This is a genomic window from Streptomyces sp. NPDC046900, assembly GCF_040644975.1.
GTDB lineage: Bacteria > Actinomycetota > Actinomycetes > Streptomycetales > Streptomycetaceae > Streptomyces.
In genome coordinates this window covers 26,190-43,816 of the sequence record NZ_JBEYXD010000024.1, presented here as the reverse complement: position 1 = coordinate 43,816, position 17,627 = coordinate 26,190, and the positions used below count along the sequence as shown (strand labels likewise).

15 protein-coding genes are annotated in these 17,627 nt (G+C 72.0%); 7 read left to right on the top strand and 8 right to left on the bottom strand.

Annotated features, from left to right (window positions below; genetic code table 11):
* Nucleotides 1–80 precede the first annotated feature (80 nt).
* Nucleotides 81–1,220, bottom strand: a complete 1,140-nt coding sequence (rho, locus tag ABZ904_RS23420; protein WP_360993851.1) for a transcription termination factor Rho — start codon at nt 1,218–1,220, stop codon at nt 81–83.
* 427 nt (nt 1,221–1,647) lie between these two features.
* On the opposite strand from rho, the gene ABZ904_RS23415 reads away from it, so the two are divergent.
* Nucleotides 1,648–2,886 (top strand): cytochrome P450, encoded by a 1,239-nt coding sequence (locus tag ABZ904_RS23415; RefSeq protein ID WP_359396417.1) that lies wholly within the window; start codon nt 1,648–1,650, stop codon nt 2,884–2,886.
* A gap of 81 nt (nt 2,887–2,967) precedes the next feature.
* Here the strand turns inward: ABZ904_RS23415 and ABZ904_RS23410 are convergent, their stop codons facing one another.
* Together ABZ904_RS23410 and ABZ904_RS23405 are read right to left on the bottom strand one after the other, a co-directional pair.
* Nucleotides 2,968–4,095, bottom strand: coding sequence for a glycoside hydrolase family 19 protein (locus tag ABZ904_RS23410; RefSeq protein WP_360993848.1), 1,128 nt, complete (start codon nt 4,093–4,095; stop codon nt 2,968–2,970).
* Between the two features lie 313 nt (nt 4,096–4,408).
* Nucleotides 4,409–5,995, bottom strand: a complete 1,587-nt coding sequence (locus ABZ904_RS23405; protein WP_360993845.1) for an alpha-amylase family glycosyl hydrolase — start codon at nt 5,993–5,995, stop codon at nt 4,409–4,411.
* 128 nt (nt 5,996–6,123) lie between these two features.
* On the opposite strand from ABZ904_RS23405, the gene ABZ904_RS23400 reads away from it, so the two are divergent.
* Complete coding sequence (locus tag ABZ904_RS23400) at nt 6,124–6,876, top strand: class I SAM-dependent methyltransferase (RefSeq protein WP_360993842.1); 753 nt, start codon at nt 6,124–6,126, stop codon at nt 6,874–6,876.
* Nucleotides 6,877–7,099: 223 nt separating this feature from the next.
* Here the strand turns inward: ABZ904_RS23400 and ABZ904_RS23395 are convergent, their stop codons facing one another.
* The 3 genes from ABZ904_RS23395 to ABZ904_RS23385 all read right to left on the bottom strand — a co-directional run bounded on the left by ABZ904_RS23395 (nt 7,100) and on the right by ABZ904_RS23385 (nt 9,705).
* On the bottom strand, nt 7,100–7,834 hold the full coding sequence (locus ABZ904_RS23395) for a GntR family transcriptional regulator (RefSeq protein WP_361825350.1): 735 nt from the start codon (nt 7,832–7,834) through the stop codon (nt 7,100–7,102).
* Between the two features lie 209 nt (nt 7,835–8,043).
* Nucleotides 8,044–9,009 carry an acetylxylan esterase gene (locus ABZ904_RS23390; protein ID WP_360993839.1) on the bottom strand — a complete coding sequence of 322 codons (966 nt, stop codon included), beginning with the start codon at nt 9,007–9,009 and terminating at the stop codon, nt 8,044–8,046.
* Nucleotides 9,010–9,120: 111 nt separating this feature from the next.
* Nucleotides 9,121–9,705, bottom strand: a complete 585-nt coding sequence (locus tag ABZ904_RS23385; protein ID WP_359396404.1) for a hypothetical protein — start codon at nt 9,703–9,705, stop codon at nt 9,121–9,123.
* Between the two features lie 635 nt (nt 9,706–10,340).
* Between ABZ904_RS23385 and ABZ904_RS23380 the strand changes: the two genes are divergently transcribed.
* Both ABZ904_RS23380 and ABZ904_RS23375 read left to right on the top strand, forming a co-directional pair.
* Entirely contained in the window at nt 10,341–11,267 is a 927-nt protein-coding gene (locus ABZ904_RS23380; RefSeq protein ID WP_359396402.1) for an NADP-dependent oxidoreductase, read from the top strand.
* Nucleotides 11,264–11,980: a GNAT family N-acetyltransferase gene (locus tag ABZ904_RS23375; protein ID WP_359396400.1), complete on the top strand. Its 717-nt coding sequence runs from the start codon at nt 11,264–11,266 to the stop codon at nt 11,978–11,980. The genes ABZ904_RS23380 and ABZ904_RS23375 overlap by 4 nt, the downstream gene beginning before the upstream one ends.
* 50 nt (nt 11,981–12,030) lie before the next feature.
* Here the strand turns inward: ABZ904_RS23375 and ABZ904_RS23370 are convergent, their stop codons facing one another.
* A complete protein-coding gene (locus tag ABZ904_RS23370; protein WP_359396565.1) occupies nt 12,031–12,450 on the bottom strand; it encodes a MarR family winged helix-turn-helix transcriptional regulator in 420 nt (139 codons plus the stop codon).
* Between the two features lie 363 nt (nt 12,451–12,813).
* Between ABZ904_RS23370 and ABZ904_RS23365 the strand changes: the two genes are divergently transcribed.
* The 3 genes from ABZ904_RS23365 (at nt 12,814) to ABZ904_RS23355 (ending at nt 16,328) form a co-directional block, all read left to right on the top strand.
* The gene (locus ABZ904_RS23365; RefSeq protein WP_360993832.1) at nt 12,814–13,590 is read left to right on the top strand and encodes a putative protein N(5)-glutamine methyltransferase; all 777 of its coding nucleotides are present in this window, start codon (nt 12,814–12,816) and stop codon (nt 13,588–13,590) included.
* Nucleotides 13,591–13,729: 139 nt separating this feature from the next.
* Nucleotides 13,730–15,745, top strand: coding sequence for an NADPH-dependent 2,4-dienoyl-CoA reductase (locus ABZ904_RS23360; RefSeq protein ID WP_360993829.1), 2,016 nt, complete (start codon nt 13,730–13,732; stop codon nt 15,743–15,745).
* A 31-nt stretch (nt 15,746–15,776) separates the two neighbouring features.
* A complete protein-coding gene (locus ABZ904_RS23355; protein WP_360993826.1) occupies nt 15,777–16,328 on the top strand; it encodes a PadR family transcriptional regulator in 552 nt (183 codons plus the stop codon).
* 35 nt (nt 16,329–16,363) lie between these two features.
* On the opposite strand, the gene ABZ904_RS23350 is transcribed toward ABZ904_RS23355, so the two are convergent.
* Nucleotides 16,364–17,326 carry a fibronectin type III domain-containing protein gene (locus ABZ904_RS23350; RefSeq protein WP_360994131.1) on the bottom strand — a complete coding sequence of 321 codons (963 nt, stop codon included), beginning with the start codon at nt 17,324–17,326 and terminating at the stop codon, nt 16,364–16,366.
* Nucleotides 17,327–17,627: the final 301 nt, after the last annotated feature.

Genomic DNA, 17,627 nt, shown 5'->3' with positions numbered 1-17,627 from the left:
GTATGTCCGGATGACGTGGGCCGAGTGGGGGGATGGTGCACCCGGATGCCGGAAACCGGGGCCTCGACGGGCCCTGTGGGTCACCCGGCAGGCAGCGTGGGCTGGATCTGGCGCAGGAAGGCCGCGTTGTCGGGGGTGGCCCGCAGCCGTTCCAGCAGGATCTGCAGGTTGGCCTGGCCGTCACCCGACTGCAGGGCACGCCGCAGTCCCCGCACGGCCGTCAGCTCCCGTGCGGACAGCAGGAGTTCCTCGCGACGCGTGCCGGACGGGGCGATGTCCACAGCCGGGTAGAGGCGGTGGGAGGCGAGGGTGCGGTCGAGCCGCAGTTCCATGTTGCCGGTGCTCTTGAGCTCCTCGAAGAAGAAGTCGTCGGCTCGGGAACCGGTCTCCACCAGAGCGGTGGCCAGGATGGTGAGGGAGCCGCCCTCCTCGGCCAGACGTGCGGCGCCGAAGAGCCGCTTGGGGCCTTGCAGGGCGGCCGCGTCCACCCCGCCGCTGAGGGTGCGCCCACCGGCGGCGGCCGCGTTGTTGTGCGCCCGGCACAGCCGGGTCAGCGAGTCGAGCAGGACGACCACGTCCTGCCCCTGCTCGACGACGCGCTTGGCGCGCTCGACGACCAGTTCGGCGAGCGCGATGTGCTGCTTCGGGCTCCGGTCGAACGTCGAGGCGTGCACCTCGCCGCGCACCGAGCGCCGCATGTCGGTCACCTCTTCGGGCCGTTCGTCGAGCAGCACCACCATCAGGTGGCACTCGGGGTGGTTGCCGGCGACCGCCGCGGCGATCTGCTGGAGCAGCACGGTCTTGCCGGTCTTGGGCGGCGCGACGATCAGCCCGCGCTGTCCCTTGCCGATGGGCGAGAGGAGGTCGATGACGCGTCCGGACAGGCCGGCCGCCGGGTGTTCCAGGCGAAGCCGCTCGCGCGGGTGCAGCGGGGTGAGGTCGCGGAAGTGCGGACGGCCGCGCAGCTCGTCCGGGGCGCGGCCGTTGATCTGCTCGACCTCGGTGAGGGAGCGCCCGGCACGGGTGCCGACGAGCGTGTCGCCCTTGCGCAGCCCGTGGCGGCGGATGAGGGCAGGGGCGACCTGGGGATCGGCGGGCGAGGCGGCACAGCCGGCGGAGCGCAGATGCCCCTTGCCGTTCTGGTCCACGTCGAGCACGCCGGTGACGGTCTGGGGCGGGGTTTCCTGCCGTGCGGCAGAGCGTTCGAGTGTGGTGGTCATTCGGGGTCCTTTCACGGACGGAGACTCGGTACGGGAGGGGGAGGGGCCGGGGAGGCGGATAGGAACGCGCCTCGCTGCGGCGGAGAACATCACCTCGGGTACGGCGGAAACACACTGCTCGCGAGGTGATGCGGGAAAGCCGATGCGTCTGCGTCGGTCACGGGAAGACGGACGAGTCGACGCTCTGGGAGGAACGAGCACCGGCGCCCAGAAGGGGCGTACACAGGTGCTGATCGCACTGTAGCACTCGACGAGCGGGTGTGGGGCCGGGATGGAGCCGGGCGTCCCGTTCAACGTATCGCGGACGTGGCCTGTTCCGGCCTTCGGCGCGGGGTGCCGGCTTCGCCCAGGTGCTGCGCATCGTGCGGCAAGCGGGCAGAATCGATCGCCGTACGGCGTCAGAGCGACCCCCAGGCAAGGAGTTCCGGTGGACACCTCCTCCGCCGCACCACATCGTATGGACCCCTCAGGTGGATGCCCGCACGCCGACAACGCCAGGCTGCTCGCCCGAGGTGCCGCCACGCCGGTCGTGCTGCCCGGGGAGATCGAGGGGATGGCCGTACTCGGGCACGACGCCCTCAGGGAGTTCCTTTCGCACCCCGATGTCGCCAAGAACGCGCGCCACTTCACCGCGCTGCGCGAGGGGCGGATCGCCGAGGGCTGGCCCCTGATGACCTTCGCGACCGTGCAGGGGATGACCACGGCCGACGGCGAGGACCACCGGCGGCTGCGGTCGCTCGTCAGCCGGGCGTTCACGGCGCGGCGCGTCGAGGAACTGCGCCCGCGCATCGAGCAGTTGACCGCCTCCCTGCTCGAGGATCTGGCCCGCGCCGCCGCATCCGCCGACGGGGTGGCCGATCTCAGGCGGCACTTCGCGCTGCCCCTGCCGATGGCGGTCATCAGTGAGCTGCTCGGCGTGGACGACCGTTACCGGGACCGGCTGCACCAGTTGTCCAGCCGGGTCGTGGCCACGGACATCGGCCCGCAGCAGGCCATCGCCGCCAACCGGGACCTCGTCGCCGTCCTCGGTGAGATCGCCGCCGCCAAGGCGGAGTGCCCCGGGGGCGACCTCACCAGCGCGCTCATCGCCGCCCACGACGAGGACGGCGACCGGCTCAGCGGGCCGGAGCTGATCGGCACGCTGGTGCTGATGATCATCGCCGGGCACGAGACCACCCTCAACCTGATCACCAACGCCGTCCGGGCGCTCTGCGGCCATCGCGAGCAGCTCGAACTCGTGCAGAAGGGCCAGGTGGGGTGGGGCGATGTCGTGGAGGAGACCCTGCGCTGGGACGCGCCCGTGAGCTTCTTCCCCTTCCGCTACCCCGTACGGGACCTGATCGTGGACGGGACCGTCATACCCAAGGGCACCCCCGTGCTCGCCGGATACTCCGCCGCCGGGCGCGATCCGGCCGTGCACGGAGCGGACGCCGACCGGTTCGATGTCACCAGGCCGGGACGCAGTGGCGCGGTACGCAGTCTGTCGCTCGGGCACGGTGCCCACTACTGCCTGGGCGCTCCGCTGGCCCGTATGGAGGCAGGGATCGCACTGGAGCGCCTGTTCACCCGTTTCCCGGAGCTCGAACTCGCCCTTGCGGAGCCCGAGCTGACCCCTCATGCGAGCTTCGTGGGCAACAGCGTGCGGACGCTTCCCGTACGCCTGTGAACCCGCGCCCACAGCGGTCGTAGGAGTCTACGGTCACCGCGGGGCACGCCGGAGTCCCGGACCCCGGCGTGCCCGGTGCGCTCAGCAGTAGAGGTTGGAGCCGGGGCTGACGCCGAGGAGCGCGGTGAACCGCTGGTAGGCGTCCACACGGCTCTGCACCTGGGCGGGGTTCCTTCCGTCGCACTCCAGGGAGCCGTTGATGCTGCGGATGGTCTGGCCGAAGCCGGCCTGGTTCACCATCGCGTTGTGCGGGGTCATGGTGCCGGGACCGGACTGCGTGTTCCAGTACCAAAGGCCCGTGCGCCAGGCCACGGCGGCGTCGTTCTGCACCAGCCACGGATTGTCGAGGAGGTCGATGCCGAGCGCGTCCCCGGCGGCCTTGTAGTTGAAGTTCCAGCTGAGCTGGATGGGGCCGCGGCCGTAGTACGCCGCCTGCCCGGCCGGGCAGCCGTAGGGCCGGCCCCAGTCGCAGTAGGTCGGGTAGTTGGCGGTGTTCTGCTCGACCACGTACACCAGGCCGCCGGTCTCGTGGCTGACGTTGGCCAGGAACGCCGCCGCCTCCTGTTTCTTCACGGTGTCGCTGCCCGTGTTGGCGAACCCCGGGTAGGAGCTCAGGGCCTGGACGAGACCGCTGTAGGTGTAGAAGGAATTCCGGTTCGGGAACATCTGGTTGAACTGGGCTTCGCTGACCACGAATCCGGACGGGTTGGAATTGCCGCCACCGCTCGCGGGAGCGTTCCACTTCTGGTTGGCCGCACCCGTGCAGGTCCAGATCTGCAGCCGGGTGGCGTTGGCGGAGTTGTTGTCACGGACGTCCAGGCACTTGTTCGCGGCCGGGTTGACTATGTCGTGGGCGCCGGTGACCACCCACTGCTGGTTGGCGCCGCCCGTACAGTCCCAGAGCTGCACCGCGGCGCCGTCGGCCGTGCTGCGGTCGACGACGTCCAGGCACTTGCCGAGCGCCCGAAGGGTGCCGTCCCCCGGGTTGGACCAGAGCTGGGCGCCGGTGCCGTTGCAGTCGTAGAGCTGTACGGCTGTTCCGTTCGCGCTGTTGGCTCCGGCGACATCGACGCACTTGCCGGCGAGCCCGGTGATCCGGCCGTCGGCGGCGCGGGCGGGCGCGGTGGTGAAGAGTGCGGCCAGCACGGCGGCGAGGACGGCGCCGATCATGAGCCTGAGTGGGAAACGTCTGAAGTGGGGGGTGGACATCACGGAGTTCACTCCTCGTCGGTTCAGGACGGTCTGCGTGGCGACACCGCGACCGGCCCGGGAGCTGCTTCGCTCAGCGGAACTCCGGTCGCGCAGAAGGGACTTGACGGCGGGGAACCTAAAGGTCTGAACCAATCGCGTCAAGAGGTGAAGCGCCACAACGTTGTCATCCCGGCCAATTGCTCAGGAGTCGAAACCGGACCCGTGGTGAGGTACGCCGAGGTGGGGCGTGTACCGGGGAGTCGGTCGCCCTCACGGCGTGGAGGAAAGGACGCGTGGGATGCCCGGGACCCGTCCCGGGCATCCCACCGCTCTAGCCGTCGAGTTCGAAGACGCCGTAGCCGAATCCGCGGGCCGTGATCACGCCGTCGGTGAGCTCCACTCCCGAGGACGCCAGCGGGCGGCCGGTAGCGGCGTGGGGATGGCGGGCCTCGTCGCGCCGCGGGTTGACGACCACCAGATAGCGGCCGCCCCGGACGTACACGAACGGGTACCCGGTGTGCAGCACCTCCAGCGAGGCGCGCGGGCCGAGTTCCGGAGCGGATCTGCGCAAGGCGATCAGTCGGCGCACGAGGTGCAGCAGGGAGGCCTCGTCGGCGCGCTGCGCGGCGACGGTGGGACGGTCGGGAGAGGGGTCCAGGGGGAGGTACAGACGGTCCTCGGCAGCCGTGGAGAACCCGGCGTTCGAGCCCTCGTCCCACTGCATGGGGGTGCGCGAGCCCGCCCGGTTGTACCGCGGCCCGAGCACGCTGCCCTCCTTGTCCGGCAGGCCCGGGACGTAGCGCATGCCGATCTCGTCGCCGTAGTAGATCGCGGGCAGCGTCGGCCAGGTCAGCTGGAACGCGAAGGCGGCGGGCAGCTGCTCCGCCGTGCGGGGCCCGCAGTTGAGGCGGGAGAAGTCGTGGTTCGAGGTCGGCAGGGAGATGAAACCGGAGGTTCCCAGCGCCGCGGCCGCCTTGTCGTAGGCCTCCACGAAGGGGCGCGCGGAGCCCTGGCCGTTCGGGTCGAAGAAGCAGTCCAGCGGGTCCCAGCGCGCGTCGACCGTGCCCTCGCCGTTGCTCCACAGCGAACGCAGGGCCAGACCGTCCGTGGAGCCGCCGAAGTGCAGGAAGAAGTCCGTGTGGAAGCCGGCCGGGACGGAGACCTCGGGGTCGCCCCACTCCGACAGCAGCACTGCCTGCGGATGGGCCCCGTCCAGCCAGTGCCGCAACTCGGTCCAGACCGCGGCCGTCTCCGTCCGGTCCGGGTCGTCCTTGACGAGCGAGGCCGCCATGTCGACGCGGAAGCCGGAGAGTCCCAGCCGGAGCCAGTGGTCCATGATCTCGCGCAGCGCGGCCCGGTTGGCGCGCGGGCCCTCGGCATCCACCGGCTGACGCCAGGGCTCGTCCGGATCCTCCCGCGCATAGCCGAAGTTGAGGGCGGGCTGGACGTCGAAGAAGTTCGGCAGATACGAACCCGGGCGGGTGCCGGGAGAGGCGACGAAGCCCTGCGGGCGGCGGCCCTGGGGCGCCCAGATGTAGCGGTGGTCGTCGGGGTCGTCCGCGGATGCCCTGAACCACGGATGCCGGTCGGAGGTGTGCCCGGCCACGAGGTCGAGCAGGATGCGGATGCCCCGGCGGCCCGCCTCGTCGACGAGTTCCGCCAGATCTTCGGCGGACCCGTAGCGGGGCGCGATGCTCAGGTAGTCGGCGACGTCGTACCCCGCGTCGCGGAAGGGGGAGACGAAGCAGGGGTTGAGCCACACGGTGTTGACGCCCAGCCACGCGAGGTGGTCGAGGCGCTCGGCGACCCCGTTGAGGTCGCCGATGCCGTCGCCGTCGGAGTCGGCGAACGACTGCGGATAGATCTGGTAGAAGACAGCGTCGGCCAGCCAGGCGGGGGCGGGACGGAACGTGGTCACGGAGGGGACCATACGGGAGCACGCGCGGCCTCGTCGCCGTCCGTCGTTCCTTGAACGAAGTCGATCCGGTCCGAACGATCCGGGGTGATCGGGTCCCCGTGCGCCCCGCTGCGCCTAAGCTGGCCGTGATGTTCTCCCCGCACGGTCCCACCCTCCGCGAGCTGGCCGTTCAGGCGCTGTCGTCGGTCGAGCACGGCTACGACCTGCTCGCGCCCAAGTTCGACCACACCCCCTTCCGCACCCCCGACCCCGTCCTCGAAGCGGTCGAAGCGGCACTGGCGCATCTCGGTCCGTTCGAGCGCGGACTCGATCTGTGCTGCGGCACCGGCGCGGGGATGGAGGTGCTGCGCTCCGTCTGCCGTGAGAGCGTCACCGGCGTCGACTTCAGCGCCGGGATGCTGACCGTCGGACGCGAGCAGGTGTCCTCGGGCGGCTCGCCGCGCGTCGACTGGGTGCGTGCCGACGCCCGCGCCCTGCCCTTCGGCCCGGTCTTCGACCTGGCCGTGAGCTTCGGGGCGTTCGGCCACTTTCTGCCACGCGAGTTGCCCGGACTGTTCGCGCAGGTCCACTCGGTGCTGCGGCCGGGCGGACGGTTCGTGTTCCCGATCGGGGCCCCGCCAGGACCGGTCTCGCCCTGGTACTGGGCGCTGCTCGGCTTCGACACCGTGATGCGCGTGCGCAACGCCGTCCGGCGGCCGCCGTTCGTCATGTACTACCGGACGTTCCGCTTCGATGACGTCCGCCGTGAGCTGGCGCGTGCCGGTTTCACCGTGGCCCATGGGCCACTGCCCGGCTTCGGCCGAAGGCCCGACGGCAGCCCGCGCTGCAGGCTGATCGTGGCCACGCGGGACAGTGGTACACCGCAGGTCCGAGCGCAGTGACGGCCGCGGGGTGGCAGGGCAGGTCCCAGCACGCGGTCGCGCCCGAGCTGAGTGTGTAGGTCCCGGGCCAGGAGCAGGGTGACGTCGTCACGCGGTGCCCGCGTGGGCAGCGTCTCGATCACCGACGAGCAGAGCTTCTCCAGGGACCAGCCGGGATGTGCCAGGACGCCGCCCAGTTGCTCCATCCCGACGTCGACGCCCTGGTCGCGGCGGTTCCGGGCGGTCAGCCGGCCGCCGGCAGCGTGAACTCGTAGACCAGGGCGTCGCGTTGGGTCTCCACCACGAGTTCGGTGATCTCCAGCGGCCGGTCCCACTGGTCGTGCACATGGCGTGTCACCCGCACGGACGGCGGCAGCGGGGTGATCGCGTCGCGGTGGTGCAGGGTCAGTCCCGCCGTGCGCATCCAGTCGTAGGCGCGCCACAGCTCGGCGGCGGCCCGCCCGTCCGCCCGGTCGCGGTAGCGGGCCAGCTCCGGCACCTCGGTGACCGCGACCGGGGAGAACGAGGTGACGGCCGACCGTGTCCCGGAACCGTCCGCCGCCGCCGACGCGTACCGGTGCACGAGAGTGGGCCTCCGGGGCGCGAGGCCGAGCGCCCGGGCGTGCTCGGGGGAGGGGACCTCCCAGCTGACGGTCGCCCGGGCGGGATCCGCGTCCTGCGCCCCCACCGGGAACACCAGCGAGGGGGCGTGGTCGGCCGTGGCGCCGGACAGCACCGCATGACTGCCGCGCCGGTCCGTGGCGACCAGCCCTCCGCGGCGCAGCATCTGCAGGGCCTGGCGTACGGTCTCCCGGCTGACGCCGAAGTGCGCCGCCAACTGCCGTTCGCCGGGGAGTCGTTCGCCCGGCGGGATGACGCCGTCACGCAATTCGCCGAGCAGCTGGGTGGCGATCCGCCAGTAGAGCGGGTCCTCCTGCGGGCGGGGTCGAGGGTGGTCGGGTCGGGTGGAGCGGGCCATGTCCGCGCCTCCTGGTGACAAGACGTAGCCGTGCGGGATCAGTGCGCGACCAGATCTAGCATTGGTCTAAACCACCAGGGAAGGGCGGTCCGGAAGATCGGCCGAATCCGGCCCGTGGCGCCCCACAGGGCCCGCGACGCGGCGACGTTCACCAAGGGTGTGTCCCCGGTCCCGTGGACGGGCCCGGCTCGGCGTCTCCTCGCGGCTCGTCAGAAACGGGCCGCCAGCCAGCGCAGTTTGACCGCTTCCTGGTAGGGGCCACCGCCCTCGTGGTCGTTGAAGTCGTAGACCTCGACCTTCTTGTCGTCGTGCGCCCACGCGTTGAAGGCGGCGAAAACCGTGGACGGGGGGCAGGTCTGGTCCTCCAGCGCGGCCGAGAACAGCGCGGGAGCCCGGCCGCGGGCGGCGAAGTGCACACCGTCGAAGTACGACAGCGTCCGCATCACCCGCTCGGTGCGGCCGCGGTGGGTCTTGAGGTAGTTGCCGATCTCCCGGTACGGCTGCCGGTCCGTGAGCGTCGTCGCGCGCGGGAAGTCGCACAGGAAGGGCACGTCCGGGGCGACCGCCACCAGATCCGGTACGAGACCGCCGACCGCGAGCGTGATGCCGCCGCCCTGGCTGATCCCGACGGCCGCGGTGCGGGAGGCGTCGGTCAACGGGTGCGCACGGGCCGCCTCGACGGCACGCACACCGTCCGTGAACAGCCGACGATAGTAGTACGTCTCCGGGTCCTCGACGCCGCGCGTCATGAACCCGGGAAAGGCCGGAGCGCTGCCCACCGGGTCGGGCGTCCCGCCGCCGCCCCATGCGCTGCCCTGCCCCCGTGTGTCCATCACGAAGTGCGCGAAGCCCGCCGACGCCCACAGCAGATGCACATGCGGAAGGCCGCGTCCGCCGCCGTAGCCGACGAACTCCACCACCGTGGGCAGCGGCCCGTCCACGGATGCCGGAACGGTCAGCCAGCCCTTGACCGGATGGCCGCCGAACCCGGCGAACGTCACGTCGTACACCTGGAGCGTTTTGAGACCGGTGTCGACCGGCTCGAAGCGGGCGTCCAGTTCGTGCTCGCGGGCCTCCTGCAGCGTCTTCGTCCAGAACGCGTCGAAGTCGGCCGGTTCGACCGAGACGCTGCGGTATGCCCGGAGTTCGTCGGGCGGCAGGTCGAACAGGGCCATGAGGAACCACCTTTGACGACAGGAGCACGGATGATCGAGATGATCACACCGTACGGTCGTCGCGGCAGCCCACGCCAGACCTCGATCGCGCCCCGGGAGGGGCAAGGCCCGTCATGCCGTGCGCCGCCTCCAGTCGGGACCCGTCCGGGCCCACTCGGCCTCCCACTCCGCCATGCGGTGGCGTTCGGCGACCCGGCGGTTCACGGCGCGGGCCAGGAGGACGGCTCCGGCTGCTCCGCCCGCGGCCCAGACACCCGACGTCAGGGCGTGCTGCCACACCGCCGCGTCACTCGGCGGGGCGGCGACGCCATGGTCCCTGGCGTCCAGCCACACATCGGTCCGTTCGCCGCGCCGCGAGCCCGCGGGGACCTGGGCCACCGTGGTGCGCGTGCCCCTGCCGGGTTCCTTCCAGCGCACCTTCACGTCGTACAGGGGCTGCCTGGTGCCCTGCGTCGAGGGAGCAGGGCTCGGGGCGTCCTCGACGAGCACCGCGGACACCTGATGGCGCTGGGCGCGCTGGCTCACCTGGGTCGAGTGCGCGTCGTCGTACGCCGTCCAGGCCGCGACCGTACCGGCGAGCGGCGCTCCGACGCACAGCAGTACGGCGACGAGCAGGGCCGTCCACGCCTCGATCACATCGGAGCGGCGGCGCAGCGGATTGCGTCGCCAGCGCCAGCCGCGCACCCGGGTTCGCATGTCGACCTCCTTGCCGCCACGTCCCGCTCGTGGAGGGCCCGGCCGTTCCCCGCGCGGGCCTCTGGCACCCGCGTCCCCGCCCCGGCAACGAAGAACCCCTCGGCGGGACACCGCCGACGGCGGTGCGGCGAATCGCCCGCCACCCGGGGCCGGGCCGTCAGACACCCCGGTCCGCACCCGCACGGCGTCGGTCCGGGCGCCTCCCGCGCCCGGGACCGGGTCATGCCGTGTACCGGCCGTGTCCGCCGACCTCCGGGCGACGGACGGCCGCTCAGGGCCGCGTGCGTACGCGGCCCGGGATGCTTCCGACATGAAACGGCTTTTGTGCCAATTCTCCTCCCGGGCGAGGTTCCCGGCCATTTGGCCCCGGAACCCGCGCCCGCGTCGGCCGGGGCGTTCGAGCACGAAGCGTGCCTCCGAACCGTCCGGACCAGGCCCGCAGCCGTGTGTGATCGATTCCCGCGCGCACCCGAGTGCCCTGCTTCCCGTCTCGTCGAGCCGGAACATTGCGGACGTATGAACTCTCCGCAGGCCCGGGAATAGCCGGTCCGTGATCTTCCTTGCCGTGTAGTGGCCGGCGTCGGTGGCTTCCGCGACGGGTGGTCCGGCGACAGCGAAGGAGAGTGAGACGGGACATGCCCAAGGCGTACGCGTACACGCGGTACGGCGGTCCGGAGACCGAGGCGTTCATCGAGGTGGACCGGCCGAGCCCGGGCCCGGGACAACTGCTTGTGGCGGTACGCGCGGCGGGCGTCAACCCGATCGACTGGAAGCTGCGCTCGGGCTACCGCCGTCCCGGCGAGACGGGCTCACCCGCGTTCCCGCTGGTGTTCGGCAGCGAGGCCGCAGGCGTCGTGAAGGAGGTGGGCGAGGGCGTGACCGGCTTCGCCGTCGGTGACGCGGTCTTCGGCAACACCGTGGCCGGAGGCTACGCCGAGTACGCCCTGCTCCAGGCCGCGGTGACCGCGCAGGTGCCGGACGGGCTGCCCTTCGTGGACGCGGCGGCCCTGCCGGTCGCCGCCGCCACCGCGTACGACGGGATCCGCCAGCTCGGCCTGCCCCGGGGCGCGACCTTGCTGGTCACCGGCGCCGGCGGGGGAGTGGGTGTCGCCGCCCTGCAGATCGCCCGCGCTCTCGGGCTGCGCGTGATCGGCACGGCGAGCGAGGGCAAGAAGGACTTCGTGGAGCAGCTCGGCGCCGTGCACGTCCCGCCGGGTCCGGACCTGGCGTCGCGGGTGCGGGCGGCCGCTCCCGACGGCGTCGACGGTGTGTTCGACCTGGTCGGCGGCGATGTGCTGGCAGAGGCTGCGACCCTGACGGCCGACCGTTCGAAACTGATCACCGCCGGGGCACCGGCCCAGGAGGTGGAGCGGCTGGGCGGCGCGCGTGTCGTCCGGGCCCGGACCGCGTCCGTGCTCGAGGAACTGGCGCGCATGGCGGACGACGGGGAGCTGATGCCGTACGTCACCCTGACCTTCCCGCTCGAACGGGCCGGTGACGCGCTGCGCGCCGTCGAGGACGGCCACGCCCGCGGCAAGGTCGTGATCGAGGTCGCCGAATGAGTACGGAACGGCACGTCCTCGACAACCCCGCGCTCGCCTCGCTGACCGGCCCGCACGCCCACTTCGCCGAGCGCCGCGGCCGCGTCCTGCGCTACCTGCACGACGTGTCGCCATGGGTGGGCCTGCCCGATGAGCCCGACGCCGACGACTGGGCCGACCTCGCGGCGCTCGCGGGCCCCGGCGCGGAGGCCCCGATCCCCGGTTTCCGCGGGCAGCTCCCGGCGGGCTGGGAGATCACCTTCGCCGTCGACGGAGTACAGCTCGTCGACGAAGGACTCGCCGCCGCGCCCGATCCGGAGGCCGTACGGCTCACCCCGGCCGACGTGCCCGAGATGCTGGACCTGGTGGAGCGCACCCGGCCCGGCCCGTTTCTGCCGCGCACCATCGAGCTGGGCACCTACCTCGGTATCCGGCGGGACGGCGCCCTGGTCGCCATGGCGGGCGAGCGGCTGCACCCGCCGGGCTGGACGGAGATCAGCGCCGTGTGCACCGCCCCTGAATTCCGGGGCCAGGGGCTGGCCACCCGGCTGATCCTGGCGGTCGCGCACGGCATCCGCGAGCGCGGCGAGACCCCGTTCCTGCACACCGGCGCGGGCAACACGGACGCCATCCGGCTCTACGAGTCCCTCGGTTTCCGGCTGCGCCGCGCCACCAAGTTCCTCTCGGCGCGGGTTCCGCAGCACGCGGGGGACGAGCAGGCCGTGGGGATCTGAGGAGGGAACCGGCAGCGCGCCGAAGAGTCCGCCCGCCCGCGGAGCGCCGGTCAGCCGGCCGGTTTCGCGGACGGTCCGTCCACTACGGTGCCCGCCGCCTTGTTGTAGCGCGTCAGATACGTCGCGAAGCGTTCCAGGTCCGCCTTCGGCCAGCCCGCGAGGCGTTCCCGGAAGGCCTCGCGGCGGCTCTCGGTGACCTGCGCCAGGATCCGCGTCCCCGCGTCGGTCAGACGCAGCACCTGCACCCGGTGGTCGTCCGGGTCGGGCTGCCGCCCGATCAGTCCGGCCCGTTCCAGCGCGGCGACCTGACGGCTGACGGTGGACTTGTCGAGCGCGTAGTGCGCGGCCAGGTCGGTGGCGCGGCAGCCGCCGCTCTCCTCCAGGTGCCCGAGCAACGTGTACGAGACCAGCGACAGTTCCGGATGCATCCGTCCCGCCGAGGCGCGGGCGCGGCGGGCGAACGCCGTCATCTCGCGGTGAATGGCCTCCAGGGCCGCTTCAGCCCCGCCCGGACCGGCGCCGCGGTCCGCGGCGGTGGTCTCGCCGGAGCTCTGGGCTGCCTTCACCGGACCTCCTCGCACTTCAAGTTGCACTGTACAACTCGAAGGAGGGGGTGCAGGAGTCCGCATGGGCGGGAGGAACCCGTCGGCAGCGCAGTCCCTCCTGCTAAGGTGACCGTCCCGGCTCGGATCGCCCCGGCCGGTCGTGGCCGAGGAGGTGAGACCCATTACCGCTGTGTCGGCTCGGGTGCTCTCGCCTCACGACAGCGCGGATCACCGCCGGTAGGTGACCGCGAGGGTGCCCTTCGGTCAACCGGAAGGCTTCCCGGCTCCATGCCACCACTTTCGCTTCCCCACGTTGTTCTCACGCTCCGTTCCGCCGGCTGTGTCTTCGCCGAGGACGAGGCCGAGTTGATTCTCGCCACCGCCCGCACTTCCGACGAGGCCGCCGCCATGGTCGACCGGCGCGTCGCGGGTCTGCCCCTCGAACTGGTCCTCGGCTGGGCCGAGTTCCACGGACTGCGGGTCGCCGTGGAGCCGGGCGTCTTCGTGCCCCGCCGCCGCACCGAGTTCCTCGTCGACCAGGCCGTCGCACTCGGGCGCGGCGCCGCCCTGGTGGTGGACCTGTGCTGCGGCTCGGGCGCGCTCGGCGCCGCGCTCGCCGCGGCGCTCGACGGTCCCGAACTGCACGCCGCGGACATCGATCCGGTCGCCGTGCGCTGCGCCTGCCGCAATCTCGCCCCGTACGGCGGCCGGGTGCACGAGGGGGACCTGTTCGCGGCGCTCCCGGACGGGCTGCGCGGGCGCGTCGACATCCTGACCGCGAACGTCCCCTATGTGCCGACCGAAGAGGTGGCGCTGCTGCCGTCCGAGGCGCGTGACCACGAGCCGCTCGTCGCCCTCGACGGCGGCTTCGACGGCCTGGACGTCTTGCGCCGGGTCACCGCCGAGGCGTCCAGATGGCTGGCCCCGGGCGGCTTCCTGCTGGTCGAGACGAGCGAGGGCCAGGTGCCCGCGGCCGTCGATGCGTTCACCCGGGGCGGGCTCGACGTGCGGCTCTCCGCCTCGGAGGAGCTGTACGCCACCGTGCTGATCGGTGTGAAGCGATAGCGGACCCCGTTGCGCCGCCCGGCCGCCCGGTGACGGGGAAGCGGACCGGCGCCGCTCTCCCGCCCCATTGTGCAACTAGTTGCACAATGGGGCGGTCGTCGTCTACAACGGAGGAACGACACGCCGTACGGAGGGCCCGATGAGCCGCTACCCGCATCTGCTGACCCCGCTCGACCTGGGCTTCACCACCCTGCCCAACCGCGTGCTCATGGGCTCGATGCATGTGGGCCTGGAGGAGGCGGAGCGCGGCTTCGAGCGCATGGCCGCCTTCTACGCCGCCCGGGCGCGCGGGGGAGTGGGGCTCATCGTCACCGGAGGCATCGCGCCCAACGAGGCCGGACGCCCCTATGAGGGCGGTGCCAAGCTCACCACCGAGGCGGAGGCCGAGCAGCACTCCGTCGTCACCGGGGCCGTGCACCGCGAGGGCGGCAGGATCGCGATGCAGATACTCCACTTCGGCCGGTACGCCTACCACCAGGACCTTGTCGCGCCCAGCGCCATCCAGGCCCCGATCAGCCCGTTCGTGCCGCACGCGCTCACCGACGCCGAGGTCGAGCAGACCATCGACGACTACACACGCGCGGCACGACTGGCCCGGCAGGCCGGGTACGACGGCGTCGAGATCATGGGCTCCGAGGGCTACCTCATCAACGAGTTCATCGCGGCGCAGACCAACCGGCGCGAGGACCGCTGGGGCGGCTCGTACGAGAACCGGATGCGGTTCCCCGTGGAGATCGTGCGCCGGATCCGCGAGGCGGTCGGCGAGGACTTCATCGTGGTCTACCGGCTGTCCATGCTGGACCTCGTTCCCGGCGGCTCCTCACTCGACGAGGTCGTCACGCTCGCCAAGGCGGTCGAGGCGGCGGGCGCGACGATCATCAACACCGGGATCGGCTGGCACGAGGCCCGAATCCCGACCATCGCGACCTCCGTGCCGCGCGGCGCCTACACCTGGGTGACCAAGAAGCTCATGGGTGCCGTGTCCGTCCCCCTGGTGACGACCAACCGCATCAACACCCCCGAGCTGGCAGAGCAGTTGCTCGCCGACGGATGCGCGGACATGGTGTCGCTGGCCCGTCCGATGCTGGCCGACCCGGACTTCGTCGCCAAGGCCGAGGCGGGACGCCCCGAGGCCATCAACACCTGCATCGGCTGCAACCAGGCCTGTCTCGACCACACCTTCAGCGGCAAGATCACCTCGTGTCTGGTCAACCCGCGCGCATGCCACGAGACGGAGCTGGTGCTGTCCCCGACCCGGCTGCGCAAGCGCGTCGCCGTGGTGGGCGCCGGCCCCGCCGGGCTCGCCTGCGCCGTCTCCGCCGCCGAGCGGGGCCACGAGGTCACGCTCTACGACGCCGCGGACGAGATCGGCGGCCAGCTCAACATCGCCCGGAAGGTGCCCGGCAAGCAGGAGTTCGACGAGACGCTGCGCTACTTCCGCACCCAGCTCGAGTCGTACGGCGTGGACGTCCGGCTGAACACCCGCGTGGCCGCCGCCGACCTCGAAGGTCACGACGAGATCGTCGTCGCGACCGGCGTCACGCCCCGCACCCCCGAGATCCCGGGCATCGACCACCCGAGCGTCGTCGGCTACCTCGACGTGCTGCGCGACGGCGCCCACGTCGGCGAACGGGTCGCCGTCCTCGGCGCGGGCGGCATCGGCTTCGACGTCGCCGAGTACCTCACCGACGGCGGGGAGAAGGCGAGCGAGGACCCCGCGACGTACTTCCGGCACTGGGGCGTGGACATGGACTACCGCGCCCCCGGCGGCCTGGCCGCGCCCGAGCGGCCCGCCCCGTCGCGCACCGTCCACCTCCTGCAGCGCAAGACCACCAAGGTCGGCGCCGGGCTCGGCAAGACCACCGGCTGGATCCACCGCACCGAGCTGAAGCACCGCGGTGTGACCATGGTCCCCGGTGTGCGCTACGACCGGATCGACGACGCCGGGCTGCACATCACCGTGGACGGCGAGAGCCGGGTCCTGGAGGTCGACACGGTGGTGCTGTGCACCGGACAGGAGCCGCGTCGCGGCCTGTACGAGGAACTGCTGGCCGCCGGCCGGACGCCGCACCTGATCGGCGGTGCCGACGTGGCGGCCGAGCTGGACGCCAAGCGGGCGATCAAGCAGGGCACGGAGGTTGCGGCGGCGCTCTAGGAGCGTCGCGCGGCCTCCTTAGGATGACCCCATGTCACTCCCGCACGCGATCCTGACCGCCCTGCTGGAGAAGCCGTCGTCCGGACTGGAGCTGACCCGCCGGTTCGACCGGTCGATCGGCTACTTCTGGTCGGCGACCCACCAGCAGATCTACCGGGAGCTGGGGCGGCTGGAGAGTGACGGACTGATCCGGGCCCTGCCCACCGAACAGCCGGCCCGCGGGCAGAAGAAGGCCTACGAGGTCCTGCCCGCAGGCCGCGCCGAACTCGAGCGCTGGGCGGCGGCGCCGCAGGACCCGAGGCCGATGCGCGATGTGCTGCTGCTGCGGCTGCGGGCGGCGGCCGTCGTCGGAACCGAGGGTATCGAGGCGGATCTGCGCCGCCATCTCGCCCTGCACCAGCAGCAGTTGGCGGAGTACCAGGACATCGAGCAACGTGACTTCGGGCCCGGAAAGGACTCGGAACAGGACCGCCTCCAGCACCTCGTGCTGCGAGCGGGCATCGAGGTCGAGACCTTCTGGATCCAGTGGCTGACCCATGCCCTGGAGGAGTTCGGGCAGCTGTCCGGGCACGAAAAGCGGTGACCGGAAGGCGCTGACCGGAGGGCGACCGGAGCGAGTCAACCGCCCGTCGTCACCGTCCGCTCCGCCGAGTAGCCGCCCCAGGTGCCGTCCGGCAGCTTCGCCCGGATCCGCACCCTGTATGTCACGCCTGCCTCCCGGCCCACATAGAAACTGTAGGTCGCCTCGGCGCGCGGCGCCGTTCCGCCCCAGACGAGCGAGGTGGCGGGCTGTCCGTCCAGGTCGATCCGGTACTCGGTGACGAGACCGTCCACCCGCGGCGGGACCCAGGCCAGGTCCAGGTGGTACGCCCCTCCGGCGCGGTGGGTCGTGGCACCGAACCGGGCGGGCGCGGTGCCCCGCCCGTCGCCGGCACCGGCCGGAGTGGTCAGCCGTACCGCCTCGCTCGCCGGTGAGAGGTTGTCGGCCGCGTCCCGGGCGCGCACCGTGAACGAGTAGCGGGCCCCCGGCCGCAGCCCGGTGACCACGGTCGCCGTCTGCGCGCCGCCCACACTGTGGATCTTCGAGCCGCCCTGGTAGATGTCGTACGAGACCACCCCGCGGTCGTCCGTCGACCGGCTCCAGGCCAGCTGGACCGCCCGGCTGCCGACGGCCTTGCCGGACGGGCGTCCGGGGCGGGACGGCGGCCGCTCGTCGGCGGTGACCGCGGCGGGGGTGGTGGCACGGACCGCCTGGCTCGCCGGACCGACGGCGCCGTCGGCGCTCCGCGCCCGGACCGTGAAGACGTAGGACGTCGCGGGGTCGAGCCGGGTGACGTCCACCATGTGCTCGGCGCCCGGCACCTCCTGCACCTCGGCAGAGCCGCGGTAGACCTCGTACGCGGTGATGTCCGGGCCCCCGGCCACCTGGTTCCACATCACGTGCACGCTGGTCGCACTGCCCGCCACGGCCGTCACCCCCAGGGGGGCGGAGGGGACCCCTTTGCCTTCGCCGGCGTGCTGCCCGCCCCAGGCGCAGGACGCGAGCAGCAGGACGGAACCGCAGATCACCAGCCCGGGCATGCGTCGCACGGCCTGCCTCCCCTCGAGGGATTGGTCTGTACCTGTATGCCACGGCTGCCGTGATCGCATCAAGAGAAGGGGATGTGTTCGCCCGCCCGCGCCCGGCTACGTATGCTGGTCCCGGAGGCGGCGTGAACTCGCTTGTCTTGCAAGGTAGTTCGTGCTGGCCGCGCGGTCCGCTGTCGTCGCTGATGCCGCGTCGGCGAGCGCGGCCGGGGGTCGAAATCGTGGGTCTGCTCGGCCCGCCATCGTGCCGGTTCGCTGATCGGGTAGAGGACCGTACCCGCGCAGAAGACGTCGG

Excerpts from the sequence above, each read along its gene's own strand:
- rho (WP_360993851.1), bottom strand. The coding sequence starts at position 1,220 with ATGACCACCACACTCGAACGCTCTGCCGCACGGCAGGAAACCCCGCCC.
- ABZ904_RS23410 (WP_360993848.1), bottom strand. The coding sequence starts at position 4,095 with ATGTCCACCCCCCACTTCAGACGTTTCCCACTCAGGCTCATGATCGGC.
- ABZ904_RS23400 (WP_360993842.1), top strand. The coding sequence starts at position 6,124 with ATGTTCTCCCCGCACGGTCCCACCCTCCGCGAGCTGGCCGTTCAGGCG.
- ABZ904_RS23395 (WP_361825350.1), bottom strand. The coding sequence starts at position 7,834 with ATGGCCCGCTCCACCCGACCCGACCACCCTCGACCCCGCCCGCAGGAG.
- ABZ904_RS23390 (WP_360993839.1), bottom strand. The coding sequence starts at position 9,009 with ATGGCCCTGTTCGACCTGCCGCCCGACGAACTCCGGGCATACCGCAGC.
- ABZ904_RS23385 (WP_359396404.1), bottom strand. The coding sequence starts at position 9,705 with ATGCGAACCCGGGTGCGCGGCTGGCGCTGGCGACGCAATCCGCTGCGC.
- ABZ904_RS23380 (WP_359396402.1), top strand. The coding sequence starts at position 10,341 with ATGCCCAAGGCGTACGCGTACACGCGGTACGGCGGTCCGGAGACCGAG.
- ABZ904_RS23375 (WP_359396400.1), top strand. The coding sequence starts at position 11,264 with ATGAGTACGGAACGGCACGTCCTCGACAACCCCGCGCTCGCCTCGCTG.
- ABZ904_RS23370 (WP_359396565.1), bottom strand. The coding sequence starts at position 12,450 with ATGACGGCGTTCGCCCGCCGCGCCCGCGCCTCGGCGGGACGGATGCAT.
- ABZ904_RS23365 (WP_360993832.1), top strand. The coding sequence starts at position 12,814 with ATGCCACCACTTTCGCTTCCCCACGTTGTTCTCACGCTCCGTTCCGCC.
- ABZ904_RS23360 (WP_360993829.1), top strand. The coding sequence starts at position 13,730 with ATGAGCCGCTACCCGCATCTGCTGACCCCGCTCGACCTGGGCTTCACC.
- ABZ904_RS23355 (WP_360993826.1), top strand. The coding sequence starts at position 15,777 with ATGTCACTCCCGCACGCGATCCTGACCGCCCTGCTGGAGAAGCCGTCG.
- ABZ904_RS23350 (WP_360994131.1), bottom strand. The coding sequence starts at position 17,326 with ATGCCCGGGCTGGTGATCTGCGGTTCCGTCCTGCTGCTCGCGTCCTGC.